Source organism: Bradyrhizobium sp. 61, from assembly GCF_023073075.1.
Lineage (GTDB): Bacteria > Pseudomonadota > Alphaproteobacteria > Rhizobiales > Xanthobacteraceae > Bradyrhizobium > Bradyrhizobium barranii.
This window is the reverse complement of sequence record NZ_JADPIU010000005.1, coordinates 31814-44469: the sequence shown is the minus strand read 5'-3', so window position 1 is coordinate 44469 and position 12656 is coordinate 31814. Positions and strand designations below refer to the sequence as shown.

At 65.5% G+C, this 12656-nt stretch carries 12 protein-coding genes; 6 read left to right on the top strand and 6 right to left on the bottom strand.

Translation table 11 applies throughout. The features are described from left to right. Positions 1-41: 41 nt before the first annotated feature. Together IVB46_RS01505 and IVB46_RS01500 are read right to left on the bottom strand one after the other, a co-directional pair. Positions 42-1544, bottom strand: coding sequence for a class I adenylate-forming enzyme family protein (locus tag IVB46_RS01505; RefSeq protein WP_166096622.1), 1503 nt, complete (start codon positions 1542-1544; stop codon positions 42-44). Positions 1545-1548: 4 nt separating this feature from the next. After that, a complete protein-coding gene (locus IVB46_RS01500; protein WP_247309983.1) occupies positions 1549-3396 on the bottom strand; it encodes an extracellular solute-binding protein in 1848 nt (615 codons plus the stop codon). A 272-nt stretch (positions 3397-3668) separates the two neighbouring features. On the opposite strand from IVB46_RS01500, the gene IVB46_RS01495 reads away from it, so the two are divergent. After that, on the top strand, positions 3669-4493 hold the full coding sequence (locus IVB46_RS01495; protein ID WP_071913782.1) for an invasion associated locus B family protein: 825 nt from the start codon (positions 3669-3671) through the stop codon (positions 4491-4493). A 96-nt stretch (positions 4494-4589) separates the two neighbouring features. Here IVB46_RS01495 and hspQ read toward each other — a convergent pair whose 3' ends face one another. Continuing rightward, the gene (hspQ, locus tag IVB46_RS01490) at positions 4590-4922 is read right to left on the bottom strand and encodes a heat shock protein HspQ (protein ID WP_014495177.1); all 333 of its coding nucleotides are present in this window, start codon (positions 4920-4922) and stop codon (positions 4590-4592) included. 106 nt (positions 4923-5028) lie between these two features. Here hspQ and IVB46_RS01485 point away from each other — a divergent pair, with 106 nt between their 5' ends. Then, positions 5029-5982, top strand: a complete 954-nt coding sequence (locus IVB46_RS01485; RefSeq protein WP_247309981.1) for an AEC family transporter — start codon at positions 5029-5031, stop codon at positions 5980-5982. A gap of 6 nt (positions 5983-5988) precedes the next feature. On the opposite strand, the gene IVB46_RS01480 is transcribed toward IVB46_RS01485, so the two are convergent. Beyond that, positions 5989-7173 (bottom strand): UbiH/UbiF family hydroxylase, encoded by a 1185-nt coding sequence (locus tag IVB46_RS01480; RefSeq protein ID WP_247309979.1) that lies wholly within the window; start codon positions 7171-7173, stop codon positions 5989-5991. Positions 7174-7260: 87 nt separating this feature from the next. Here IVB46_RS01480 and pcsA point away from each other — a divergent pair, with 87 nt between their 5' ends. The 3 genes from pcsA (at position 7261) to IVB46_RS01465 (ending at position 9815) form a co-directional block, all read left to right on the top strand. Then, positions 7261-8028 (top strand): phosphatidylcholine synthase, encoded by a 768-nt coding sequence (gene pcsA / locus IVB46_RS01475; protein WP_247309977.1) that lies wholly within the window; start codon positions 7261-7263, stop codon positions 8026-8028. Continuing rightward, positions 8025-8759, top strand: coding sequence for a TerC family protein (locus tag IVB46_RS01470; protein WP_071913788.1), 735 nt, complete (start codon positions 8025-8027; stop codon positions 8757-8759). Before pcsA ends, IVB46_RS01470 begins: the two co-directional genes overlap by 4 nt. A gap of 81 nt (positions 8760-8840) precedes the next feature. Next, on the top strand, positions 8841-9815 hold the full coding sequence (locus tag IVB46_RS01465) for a quinone oxidoreductase (RefSeq protein WP_014495182.1): 975 nt from the start codon (positions 8841-8843) through the stop codon (positions 9813-9815). 115 nt (positions 9816-9930) lie between these two features. Here the strand turns inward: IVB46_RS01465 and IVB46_RS01460 are convergent, their stop codons facing one another. Further along, a complete protein-coding gene (locus IVB46_RS01460) occupies positions 9931-11121 on the bottom strand; it encodes an acetylornithine transaminase (protein ID WP_247309975.1) in 1191 nt (396 codons plus the stop codon). Between IVB46_RS01460 and IVB46_RS01455 the strand changes: the two genes are divergently transcribed. Beyond that, on the top strand, positions 11120-11368 hold the full coding sequence (locus IVB46_RS01455; RefSeq protein ID WP_247309973.1) for a hypothetical protein: 249 nt from the start codon (positions 11120-11122) through the stop codon (positions 11366-11368). The genes IVB46_RS01460 and IVB46_RS01455 overlap by 2 nt on opposite strands. A gap of 40 nt (positions 11369-11408) precedes the next feature. On the opposite strand, the gene IVB46_RS01450 is transcribed toward IVB46_RS01455, so the two are convergent. Then, positions 11409-12566 carry a tetratricopeptide repeat protein gene (locus IVB46_RS01450; RefSeq protein WP_247309971.1) on the bottom strand — a complete coding sequence of 386 codons (1158 nt, stop codon included), beginning with the start codon at positions 12564-12566 and terminating at the stop codon, positions 11409-11411. Between the last annotated feature and the right edge of the window lie 90 nt (positions 12567-12656).

Below are 12656 nucleotides of genomic sequence, written 5' to 3'. Positions count from 1 at the left end.
GTTGCCTTAATGCAGCGTCAATGGATGGGTCGAAACTGCGCTTAAACCGGCCCGGAGCGGTCGCGAAAAGCCTCGACCATCAGGGGGTTAAGCCCGAGTTCATTGAGCGCTTCGCGGGCGCGGCCATTGTCTTGCGCCCGTCCTGCGAGCCGGTGACCCGAGAGCCGGTCGGGCAGCGCGGTGAGCAGGGCGCCCTGGCCGAGCCGGCGCGCCCATTCCTGGAGGTCGTTGGACAGGAAGCGGTAGCCGCCGACGGCCATGATGCCGGAGGGCGGTGCGGTGATGCAGATCGCGCCGCTCGGACGGTCGAGCCGCGCGGCATAGCCGGTGTCGACGTAATCGCGCGGCGGCTGCGCCGTCAGCGTGTCGCCGACCGGCTGCGGCGGCGCGTAGGCCGCGATCGGCACCATCGCTCCGCGCAGGCCGAGCGTGCCCCTGGGTGTCAGCAGGATCTCGCCGGCGATGGAGGAACCGGACTGCTCGCGCGGGGCGCCGTGCGGCCCGGGCATCACCGCAACAGGCATGCCGTCCTCGCCGCGGCGGGCCCCGAACAGCCCGGCCTCGCCGAACAGATAGACGTCGGTCAGCGGTGCATGCGGCGCGATCCAGGCATCGCTCGCCGCCACCTGCTCGGGCGCGCGCCAGAGGCCGATGACGTTGCGCAAGCTCGGCATCCGCGCCGCGAGATCGGCATCGCCGAGCCGCAGCGCGAGCTGCGCGGGGGCGATCAGCACCTCGCATTCGTGCTCGTTGATTTGCTGTTCCAGCACGTCGTTCTCGAAGGGATGATGCAGCGCCAGCGTGCCGCCGCAGAGCAGCCACACCGCGAGCGAGGAGGCGAGGCCCGCGAACGACATCGGCGTGAACGCCGCCATCACGGTCGCGCCCTGCTTGATGTCGGCTTCCAGCGACATCGCGAGCCCGCCGGCGATCAGGCTGAAATGCGGCCGCGGCACCGGGCGAAAGCCTTCCGCGGTGACGTCGAAGGAGATCATCGCCGCCTTGCGGCCGTCCTGGATCACGGCGCGCGTGGTGCCCGGCGGGCGGGCCAGCACGTCGTCGAGCGAGGCCATGCCCTCGGGCAGGTCGGCGCCGAAACCGCAGACGTAGCGGATCGAGAAGGCCTCCGCGGCGGCGTGCATTGCGAGGTCGGAATAGCTGACGCCGTCGACCTTGCTCATGGTGACGATCGCTCGCGCCGCGGTGCGGTTCAGCGCGGCGCTCAGTTCCGCATGGCGCCAGAGCAGCGGCAGCACGGCGACCACGAGCCCGGCGCGATGCGCGGCGAGCACCGTCAGCACGAACTCGACCGTAGCAGGCAGCTGGATCGCGATGACGGAATTGGCCGGCAGGCCCGATTCGACGAAATGCGCCGACAGGGCCTCGATGGCGGTGTCGGCCTCGGCGTAGGTCATCCGCCGCGGCTGGTGGCCGGTCACGCGGGCCTTGTTGAGGGGATCGAGCAGGGCGGGCGCGTGCGGTTGCCGCATCAGCGTGCGCTGAAACAGCGTGTCGAGCGTCGGCGATACGGCTGGCTGATTCACGGCGTCACTTCGCTTGCGGCTGCCCCTTCGACCACCAGGTCTCCGGCAGGTAGCCGGACAGCGAAGTGGCCTTTGGCCGTTCTATCCGATTCCAGCGCGCGATCCATTGCTCGGATACGTTAAACAGGGGGATTGTATAGAAACCGGAGATCAGGGCGCGGTCGAGCGCCCGCACAGCCGAGACGAAGGCCGTGTGATCACGGGCCTCGAGGAGAGCGTCGATCATGGTATCGACGGCGGGATCTTTGGCGCCCATGTAGTTGCGGGTGCCCGGATTGTCGGCGGCAGCGCTGCCCCAATAGAAATACTGCTCGTTGCCGGGCGACAGCGACTGGTCCCAGCGGTTCTGGATCATGTCGAACTCGTAGCCGAGCCGGCGCTGGTCGAACTGCACGGGATCGACCGCGCGAACGCTCGGCTCGATGCCGGCGCGTTTGAGGTCGCGCTGGAACGCGAGCGCGATGCGCTCCTGGTCGCGGGTCGTCACCAGCATCTCGAAGGTGAAGGGGGCTTTTGTCGCGCGGTTGCGCAGGACGGTGCCGTCGAGATCGTAGCCGGCGTCCGACAGGAGCTTGAGTGCGGCGCGCAGCGTCGTCCGGTCGCGCCCCGAGCCGTCGGTGACGGGCAGGCGGTAGCTGCCGTCCATGACGTCGGGCGGGATCTGCGCGGCGAAGGGCGTCAGCAGCTCGCGTTCGCGCGCATCCGCGGGCCGGCCATAGGCCGACAGGTCGGAGCCGGCGAAATAGCCGGCAACGCGCGAATAGAGTCCGAAGAAGTAGTTGCGGTTGACCAGCTCGAAATCGAACAGCAGCGTCAGTGCCCGGCGCACGCGGATGTCGCCGAAGATCGGACGGCGCGTGTTGAACACCAGGAATTCGGAAGGCTGCGGCACGCCGGGCTTGATGGTGTCGCGGATCACTTCGCCGCTTTTGGCGGCTGGAAAGTCGTAACCGTCGTGCCAGCGCAGCGGCTCGTGCTCGACGCGGAAATCATAGAGGCCGCGCTTGAAGGCTTCGAACTGGCCGTTGGCCTCGCGAAAATAGTCGAGCCTGATCTCGTCGAAATTGTAGAGCCCGCGATTGATGGGCAGGCCGCGACCCCAATAGTCGGGATTGCGGGTCAAGGTCACGCTGGCGCCGGGCTTCACCGCCATGATCCGATACGGGCCCGAGCCGATCGGGCCGGTCAGCGTCGTCTCCTCAAAGGTCGCGACATCCACTGCATGCTTCGGCAGGATCGGCATCAGGCCGAGGATCAGCGGCAATTCCCGGTCGTTGGCGCCAGCCAGGTCGAAGCGGACGGTGAGAGGGTCGGGCGCCTCGGCCTTGGCGACCTTGGCGTAATATTGCCGATGGTTGGGGCGGCCGTGATCGCGCAGCAGCTGCCAGGAGAACAGCACATCCTCCGCCAGGACCGGCTTGCCGTCGGAGAAGCGGGCGCGGGGATCGAGGCGGAACGTGACAAAGCTCCGCGCGTCATCGGTCTCGACCGATCTGGCGAGCAGGCTGTAGAGCGTGAACGGCTCGTCATTGCCGCGTGCGAGCAGGCTCTCGACCACGTAGTTCCGCACCGGCTGCACGGCCAATCCCCTGACGATGAAGGGATTGAGGCTGTCGAAGGTGCCGAGAATGCCCCAGGTGAGCCGGCCGCCCTTGGGGGCATCAGGGTTGGCGTAGGGCATGTGGGTGAAATCGGCCGGCATCGCCGGCTTGCCGTGCATCGCGATGGCATGGGCTTCCTCAGCCCCTGCGCCGCTTGCGGAGAGCGCGGAGGCGAGGACGAAGGCGAGAAGACCGAGGCGGATGCCAAGGCCCTCAAGAAGGCCCTCGAGAAGGCGCTGGAACATGGACATCGGCACACGTTGATTCGAGGACCTGCGGGCCTGAATCCTATCACAAGGAATTTCACGGATCGCAGGCCAGGGAGCGGTTCAAGGCGTGGTCAAAGACGCTTGTCGGCATTGATCTTTTCGTCGACCACGTTAAGAAGGCACGCAATCGCGCAAGAGCGTCGAGCCCGTCACTTATCCGCCTCAATTGACGGGGAGAGAGCCGCGCCCAACGCGGCCAGGTTCGTCGCTTCGGAGCGGTCCGGGCACTTCCCGTTCAGAAAGGGTTTTCCGCAATGAATTTCCGTTACTTGGCCGCGTCCGTCCGGCCGCGCGGGCGACTTCTCGCCTTGTTGACGGCGACGGCGTTGGTCGTCCCGTTTGCCGCCGAGGCCCAGACCCCGGCGCCGGCCCCCGGCGCGCCTGCCGCGCCCAAGGCGGCGCCGAAAGCCGCTCCGAAGGCTGCCCCCAAGGCTCCGGCACCGGCTGCCCAGGCTCCCGCCCAGCCGGCTCCCGCGCAGGGCGCTCCGGCGCAGCAGGGCGCCGCGGCCCAGCCGGCCGATCAGCAGATCCAGCTGATCTACGCCCCCTGGACCAAGTTCTGCCTCAAGGGCCAGGACGCCAACGCCAAGCAGGTCTGCTTCACCGGCAAGGACGGCCGCATCGAGTCGGGCCAGCCGGTCATCGCGGCCGTGATCATCGAGCCGGAAGGCGAACCCAAGAAGATCCTGCGCGTGACGCTGCCGCTCGGCATGCAGCTCGTGCACGGCACCCGCATCATCGTGGACAACAATGCGCCGTTGCAGAGCCCCTACGTGATCTGCTTCCAGAATGGCTGCATGTCCGACTACGAGGCCACGCCCGAGCTCATCGGCAACATGAAGAAGGGCCAGAACCTCGTTGTCCAGGCGATCAATGCGAACGGTGCGCCCTTGACGCTGCCGCTGCCGCTCGCCGGCGAATTCCAGAAGGCCTATGACGGTCCGCCGACCGATCCGAAGGTGTTCGAGGAAACCCAGAAGAAGCTTCAGGAAGAGCTTCAGAAGAAGGCCGACGAGCAGCGCAAGAAGCTCGAGCAGAACGGTGGCGCGCCCGGCGCGGCTCCGGCCGGTCAGAAGTAAGCGGGCTAAAATCCCGGATATGAAAAAGGCGCTCGGTTCGAGCGCCTTTTTTGCTGGCCGCTTGATGGCGGCAAAACTCACTTCAGGCGCGCTGGCTCAGTTCAGCGACGGATTGCGCGGGCGATAGCCGCCGGTCTTGTCCTTGATGAAAATCTCGGCGACCTGGGAATGGCGGATCGGCTCGCCGGAATCGTCAGGCACCAGATTCTGCTCGGAGACATAGGCGACGTATTCCGACTCCGCGTTCTCCGCGAGCAGGTGGTAGAACGGCTGGTCCTTGTGAGGCCGCACCTCTTCGGGAATCGACAGCCACCACTCCTCGGTGTTGTTGAATTCCGGATCGATGTCGAAAATCACCCCCCGGAACGAGAAGATCCGGTGGCGAACGACCTGTCCGATCTGGAATTTGGCGGTCCTCGCTTTAATCATTCCCCGTCGATAGACCAGGATTGTGGCCGATGCTAGTGCCCTGACCTGGAATTGACCTTCGACTAAGGGGTGGATAGCCCCCAAATCTTCAGAAAACACTTCATCAATGATCGATATCCTCAATCTGGCGCTACCTTATTTCGGCTTGATCTTTGTTGGATTCGCGTGCGGCAAGGCCAAGTCGCTGCCGGAATCAGGCCTCGCCTGGATGAACTTCTTCCTGCTCTACGTGTCGCTGCCGGCGCTGCTGTTCGCGATCATGTCGAAGACGCCGTTTGCGGAATTGAACAACCCGCCGTTCCTGGTCGCGACCACGCTGGCCACGGTTGCGGCGTTCACCCTGGCGCTGGTGGTCGGCAAGGTTCTGGGACGGCTGGCGCTGCGCGAGGCGACGCTTGCGGGCCTCTCCGGCGGCTATGGCAATATCGGCTATATGGGGCCGGGGCTGGCGCTCGCCGTGCTTGGACCGAAGGCCTCGGCGCCGACCGCGCTGATCTTCTGCTGCGACAGCATCTTCCTGTTCACGATCGTGCCGCTGCTGATCGAGCTCTCCGACCGCGACCATCCCTCGCTGGTCCATGCCTTCGGCGTCGTGCTGAAGCAGATCGTGCTCAACCCGCTGATCATGTCGGCCTGCTTTGGCGCGGCCGTGGCGGCGCTTCATATCGAGCTGCCGGTCGCACTCGATCGCACCATCACGTTCCTTCAGAACGCAGCCGCACCGACCGCGCTGTTCGTGCTCGGCGTGACCGTGGCGCTCCGCCCGTTCAACCGGGTGCCGTGGGAGGTGCCGGGCGTGATCGCGGTGAAGCTCTTGATCCACCCGCTCGCCGTGTTCGGCCTGATGCTGGCGTTCGGACCGTTCGCGCAGCCCTGGGCCGCGACCGCCGTACTGATGGCCTCGCTGCCGCCGGCGCTCAATGTGTTCGTGATCGCCCGGCAGAACGACGCCTGGATCGAATCCGCCTCTGTCGCGGTGCTGCTCGGGACCTTCGCGTCCGTGGTCACGCTGACCAGCGTGATGTGGGCGATCCAGACCGGCCGGCTGGCGTTTCCGTAAGCGAGCCTACCGCCGCCACGTCGGGGTCAGGCCCTCGCGCATGGCGAAGCGCCGCAGCGGGCCGATGGCGCCGAGCAGGTGCATGCCGACCGCGCGGACCGGCTGGAGCGGCAGGAAATCGTTGAGCAGGGAACGGTTGGCGATGTCGATCGCGAACGTGCGGCTCAAGATATCCGGACGCCGCGCCCGGTCGTAGCGCTTGAGCACGTCGGGCGCGCCGGGATCCTGGCCCGCAGCGATCGCTTCGCCCGCGAGCCTGGCGATGTCAGCGGCATCGCGCAGACCAAGGTTGAGGCCCTGGGCGCCGATCGGCGGGACCACATGGGCGGCTTCGCCGACCAGCGCGATGCGGTCGCGCCCGAAGGATGTTGGACGTTCGATCGCCAGCGGGAATAGGTTGCGGCCCGGCTCGACCGTCATGCGTCCCAAAATGGAATGCGACTGCTTCTCGATCGCGGCGGACAGCTCCGCGTCGCTCAAGCCGCGAAGCCGCTCGGCCTCGGCGGGGGCCGAGACCCAGACGATGCTGGAGCGGTCGCCGGGCAGGGGCACGAACACACAAGGGCCATGCGGCGTGTGGAACTCGGTCGAGACGTTGCGATGCGGGCGCGCGTGGCCGACGTTGAAGGTCAGCGCGGTCTGCGTCAGGTCGCGCCGCGTCACCGCGATGCCGACGGCTTCCCGACACAGCGAGTGCCGGCCGTCGGCGCCGACCACGAGCCGGGCCGAGAGGAATTGACCGGACGCCGTGCGGACCGCGACGTCGTCGGCTTCGATGACGACGCTTTCGGCCTCGTCATCGCAACGGACGAGGTTGGGCAACTCGGCCGCGCGGTCTTCCATCGCCAGCATCAGCGAGCGATTGTCGATATTGTAGCCGAAGGCGTCGAGCGCGATTTCGTGGCAGGAGAACCGGACCTCCGGCGCCCGGAACAGCCGGCCGGTGTCGTCGACGAGGCGCATGATTTCGAGCGCGGCCGCCTTGCCCTTGCAGCGTGGCCAGACGTCGAGGCTCTCCAGGAGATCGACGGAGGCGCCGAGCAGGGCGGTGGTGCGGTTGTCGGCGTAGGGCATGCGCCGCGCCACCAGCGCGGTCCGCGCGCCGGCCTGCGCCAGTGCGATGGCGGCCGCCAGTCCCGCCGGTCCGCCGCCGATCACGGCCGCGTCATGGAGTGTCGATGCATCTGTCATGGAACGACAATTGACATGCTGCGCGGCAAATTCAAGCCCGGCTATATTTCCTTGATTTTGTGGCGAATTGTGCGACCGAGCGCCGCAATGGCGGATGTGCAAACCGGTCTCATTCTGATAGCAGAAGCCATGGATACCCAAGAGGATTCCCTGAAGCCGAGACCGGCGATCCGCGCCGCGGCTTTTTCGGTGCACATCTTCACCGCATTCGGCGCAGCCATCGCGCTGCTGGCGATGCTGGAGGCCGTGCGCGAGCATTGGGCGGCGATGTTTCAGTGGCTGGGCGTCGCCCTGATCATCGATGCGATCGACGGGCCGATCGCCCGCCTGCTGAAGGTCAAGGATGTGCAGCCGAACTGGTCGGGAGACGTGCTCGATCTCGTGGTCGACTTCGTCACCTATGTGTTCGTGCCGGCCTATGCGATCGTGGCGAGCGGGCTGTTGCTGCCGGTGGCCGCGCCGCTGCTCGGCATCGCCATCATCGTCACCAGCGCACTATATTTCGCCGATCTGCGCATGAAGGCGGACGACAATCATTTTCGCGGCTTTCCGGCGCTGTGGAATGCGGCGGCGTTCTACCTGTTCCTGCTGCACTGGCCGCCGCTGTGGTCGACGCTGCTGGTCGCGGCGCTTGTCGTGCTGACCTTCGTGCCGTTCCACGTGCTGCATCCGGTGCGGGTGGTTCGGCTGCGCTGGCTGACGATGTCGCTGATCGCGATCTGGGCCGTGCTCGGCCTCTACGTGCTGGAGATGGATTTTCGCGTCGGCACCGGCGTGACCATCGTGCTCTGCGCCATCGCGCTCTGGATCAGCTTCAGCGACGCCTTGATCCGCCTGGCAAGATCCTTCGCATGATGCACCTCCTCACTAGTCCTGAAGCCTGGGCCGCGCTGCTCACCTTGACCGCGCTCGAGATTGTGCTCGGCATCGACAACGTCATCTTCCTGTCGGTGATCGTGTCACGCATCCCCGAGAAGCAGGCCCACCGCGCCCGCCAGATCGGGCTCGCGCTGGCGCTGATCTTCCGCATCATCCTGCTCAGCTTGCTGGTCTGGCTGATCGGCCTGACCGCGCCGGTGTTTTCGTTTTCGGGTTACGGGTTCTCCTGGCGCGATCTCATCCTGATCGGCGGCGGCCTGTTCCTGATCGCCAAGGCGACGCACGAGATCCACGCCGAGGTCGAAGCCGATGACGGCGGGGGTGACCGGGAGTCCGGCGGCAGCGCGTTCTTCTGGGTGATCGTCCAGATCATCGTCATCGACATCGTGTTCTCGCTGGACTCGATCATCACCGCGATCGGCATGGCGCAGGACATCGAGATCATGATCGCGGCGGTCGTGATCGCCTGCCTGATCATGTACATTTCGTCGGGGCCGGTGTCGCGCTTCGTCGCCGAGCATCCGACCACCAAGATGCTGGCGCTGGCGTTCCTGGTGCTGATCGGCGTCGCGCTGGTCGCGGACGGATTCCAATTCCACATTCCGCGCGGCTACATCTACTTCGCAATTGCGTTCTCGGCGGCGGTGGAATTCTTCAATGTGCTGGCGAAGCGCAACCGCAGGAAAGTCCGCAAGTCGTCCGTTTAGCCGTTCCAATCTGGGTCGAGTTGACAAGGCGGGCGCGATGTCTTTCGCTCAGCGGCGAGAAGACCGAGAGGAGGTCAGGTGATGACCAAAGCCGTCCGTGTGCACAAGGTCGGAGGCCCCGAAGCCCTGGTCTATGAGAGCGTCGATGTCCCGGCGCCGGCTTCCGGCGAGGTGCGCATCCGCCAGCATGCGGTCGGGTTGAACTTCATCGACGTCTATTATCGCACCGGCCTCTACAAGGCGCCGGGGCTGCCCTTCATCGCCGGCAACGAGGCGTCGGGCGAGGTCATCGCCGTCGGGCCCGGCGTGACGCATTTTCATCCCGGCGACCGCGTGGCCTACTACCACAATCTCGGTGCCTATACCGGCGAGCGCAACATCCCCTGGGAGAAGCTGGTCAAGCTGCCCGACCACATCACGCACGAGCAGGGGGCCGTGCTGATGCTGAAGGGGCTGACGGTCTGGTATCTCCTGCACAAGACCTTCAAGGTCGAGCCGCATCATCGCGTGCTGATCCATGCCGCGGCCGGCGGCATCGGCTTGCTCGCCTGCCAATGGGCGAGGGCGCTCGGCGCGCACGTCATCGGCACGGTCGGCTCGCGCGAGAAGGCGGAGCTTGCGGAGGCCAATGGCTGCGACCACGTCATCCTCTACAACGAAGAGGATTTCGTCGCGCGCGTGAAGCAGATCAGCCGCAACGAGGGCTGCGACGTCGTCTATGACGGCGTCGGCAAGGCGACCTTCCCGGGCTCGCTGTCCTGCCTGAAGCCGCGCGGCATGTTCGTCTCGTTCGGCAATGCCTCGGGGCCCGTGCCGCCGTTCTCGATCGCCGAGCTCAACAATCACGGCTCGCTGTTTGCGACGCGGCCGAAGCTGAACGACTACGTCGGCACGCGCAAGGAGCTGCTGGAAGGCGCCGATACGCTGTTCGCCGCCGTCATCAACGGCAAGCTGCACGTGCCGATCAACCACGCCTACGCGCTCAAGGACGCCGCCAAGGCGCATATCGATCTCGAAAGCCGCAAGACCACCGGCGCGTCGATCCTGAAGCCGTAGCAAGTTGCTCCATCAAAGTCGTCATGCCCGGGCTTGTCCCGGGCATCCACGTTCTTTGTGCCGCGCCTCAAGGCGTGGATGGCCGGGACAAGCCCGGCCATGACGGCGAGGGCGTTTACGCCACGCGCCGTGCCGCACCGGCCCTGGTCAAAATCCCGTCGAGGCAATCGATCATCTCGGCGATCTCGGCCCGCGTGACGTTCAGCGCCGGCATGAAGCGCAGCGTGTCGAGCTGCGGCGCGTTCAGGAGCACGCCGGCCTCGAACGCCTGCGCGACGATGCCTGGCGCGATCGGCAGCTTGAGGTCGAGCGCGAGCAGGAGGCCACGTCCCCGCACGCCGCCGAGGCCGTGCCGGGCCGAGACCTTCTGCAACTCGCTTTCGAGCAGCAGGCCGGTCTCGGTGACCGTCTTCAGGAAGTCGGGCTTGCTGATCTCTTCCAGCACCGCGAGCCCCGCCGCGCACATGATCGGGTTGCCGTTGAACGTACCGCCCTGATCGCCGTGCTCGAAGCAGGAGGCGCGTTCGGTCGCGAGCAGGGCCGCGAGCGGCACGCCACCGCCGATGCCTTTGCCGAGCGTCATGATGTCGGGCGCGATGCCTGTGTGCTCGTAGTGGAAGAGTTTTCCGGTCCGGCCCATGCCGGTCTGGATCTCGTCAAAAATGAGCAGCAGGCCGTGCGCGTCGGTGAGCGCGCGCAGTTCCTTCAGGAACTGATCGGTCGCGGGCCACACGCCGGATTCACCCTGGATTGGCTCCAGCATCACCGCGACGGTGTTGTCGTTGATCAGCTCTTCGACCGAGGCGATGTCGTTCAGCTTCGCCTTCTTGAAGCCGGCGACCTTCGGCTCGAACAGCGGCTCGAACGCCTTCTTGCCCGAGGCCGACATCGTCGCCAGCGTCCGGCCGTGGAAGCCGCCTGCGAAGCTGATGATCTCGAACGCGCCGTTCCTGTGCAGGCTGCCGTATTTGCGTGCGAGCTTGATCGCGCCCTCATTGGCTTCCGCACCCGAGTTGGCAAAGAACACCTGGTCGAACGCGCTGTTTGCGACAAGCCGCTCGGCAAGTTTCAGGCTCGGCTCGTTGTAGAACGCCGGGCTCGGTGTCAGCAGCCGCTTGGCCTGCGCGGAAAGCGCATCGGCGATTGCGGGCGAGGAGTGACCGAGGCAATTCACGGCCCAGCCCTGCACGAAATCGAGATAGCGCTTGCGGCTGTCGTCCCAGAGGTAGGAGCCGGCGCCGCGGACGAACACGGCCTTGGGCCGTGCGGTGATGTCCATCAGCGCGTCATACGGATGCGTGGTCATGTCGAACTCCTGTGGGGACTGGGTGGAAAAAGGGGCGCAAAAAGCAGAAAGGCCGCACCTTGCGGGTGCGGCCTTTCTCGAAAACTCGGCTGAATTCAGTGGTTCAGCGGCGTCGTCGGACATGGCGCACCCTCTCGTCGTCGCGGAAGCGACGGCGGAGCATTTCGGTGCGCTGATGGGTCCGAGCGTTGATCATGGGGCGGGTCCCTACAGCCGAAGGGCAGGGCTTGTCAAGCAGGCGTTTTGAATAACACCCGTCCGGCGTGCATCGGTGAGATCGGAGCACGTCACTGAACGCCGTAGCGCGCAAAACTGTCCGCGATGCCGGCGTTGATTGCCTTGGCGGCCGCGATGTCTTGCTCAGCGCCTTCGCTGTCGCCCTTCTTTCGCTTCGCCAGTCCACGGCCGTAGAGGGAGCCGTCGAGCTCAGGCTTTGCGCTCAGCGCCGCGTCGTAATCCGCAATCGCCGCGTCGAGATTGCCGAGCTTCAGATGCGTGAGGGCGCGGCTGTCCAGCGTATAGGGTTCGTTGGGAGCCATCCGCAGCGACTGCTCGCAATCGGCCAGCGCCTCCTGCAGGCGGCCAAGGATCGCACGCGTCATGCAACGCGAATTGAACACGCCCGGATAGCTCGCATTGGCCTTGATCGAGCGATCATAATCCTCCAGCGCCTGCGCATAGTCGTGGGTGTCGAAATACATGTTCGCGCGCGCAAAGAGATCGCGATCGTTGTTCGGACTGAGCTGAAGCGATTTTGCGAAGTCGGCCAGCGCACGCGCACGGTCGCCGCGGTCGCGGAAGACGCGTGCGCGGTTGCCGTAGGCCGGGCCGTAATTCGGGGCGAGCTTGATCGAGAGATCGAAATCCGCCAGTGCGCGAGCGTCGTCGCCATGGTTGCGATAGGCAGTGCCGCGATTGAAATAGGCCAGCGCAAATTTAGGGTCGAGCTTGATGGCCTGATCGTAGTCGGCCATCGCATGCTCGTAGTCGTTCTTGTGGATGTGGGAATTGCCGCGGTTGTTGTAGTAGAGCGCGTCGCGGGAATTCAGCCGAATGGCGCGCGTGTAGTCGGCAATGGCGTGGTCGGTGTCGCCGAGATCGTCATGGGCGATGCCGCGATTGTACCAGAGGTCGGCGTCTTTCGGATCGAGATCGATGGCGCGGTTGAAGTCCGCGAGGGCACGCTCCGTGTCGCCTTTTCGCCGAAACATCTCGCCGCGATTGGCCAACGCCCGCACATTCGAGGGATCGGCCTTGAGCACGGCCGAGCAGCCGGCGATGCGCTGATCCTCGTTTCCCCCGTCGTCGTCGCCATAGCACCATTGGCGTGCCTGCGCGGCTGACGGCGATCGCGCGGTGGCGGGGGCGGACAGGGCGAACACGGCCATTGCGATGCCGATCGCAGACAGCTTGAAGAGAATCCTTGACGTTTCAGTGTGTTTCATTGTTTTCCACATCGAAACCATTGCGCCTCTAGCGCGTTTGTGATCGAAGGACGCGACTTGGTTCGAACCGAATGCATCACGGATCAGACC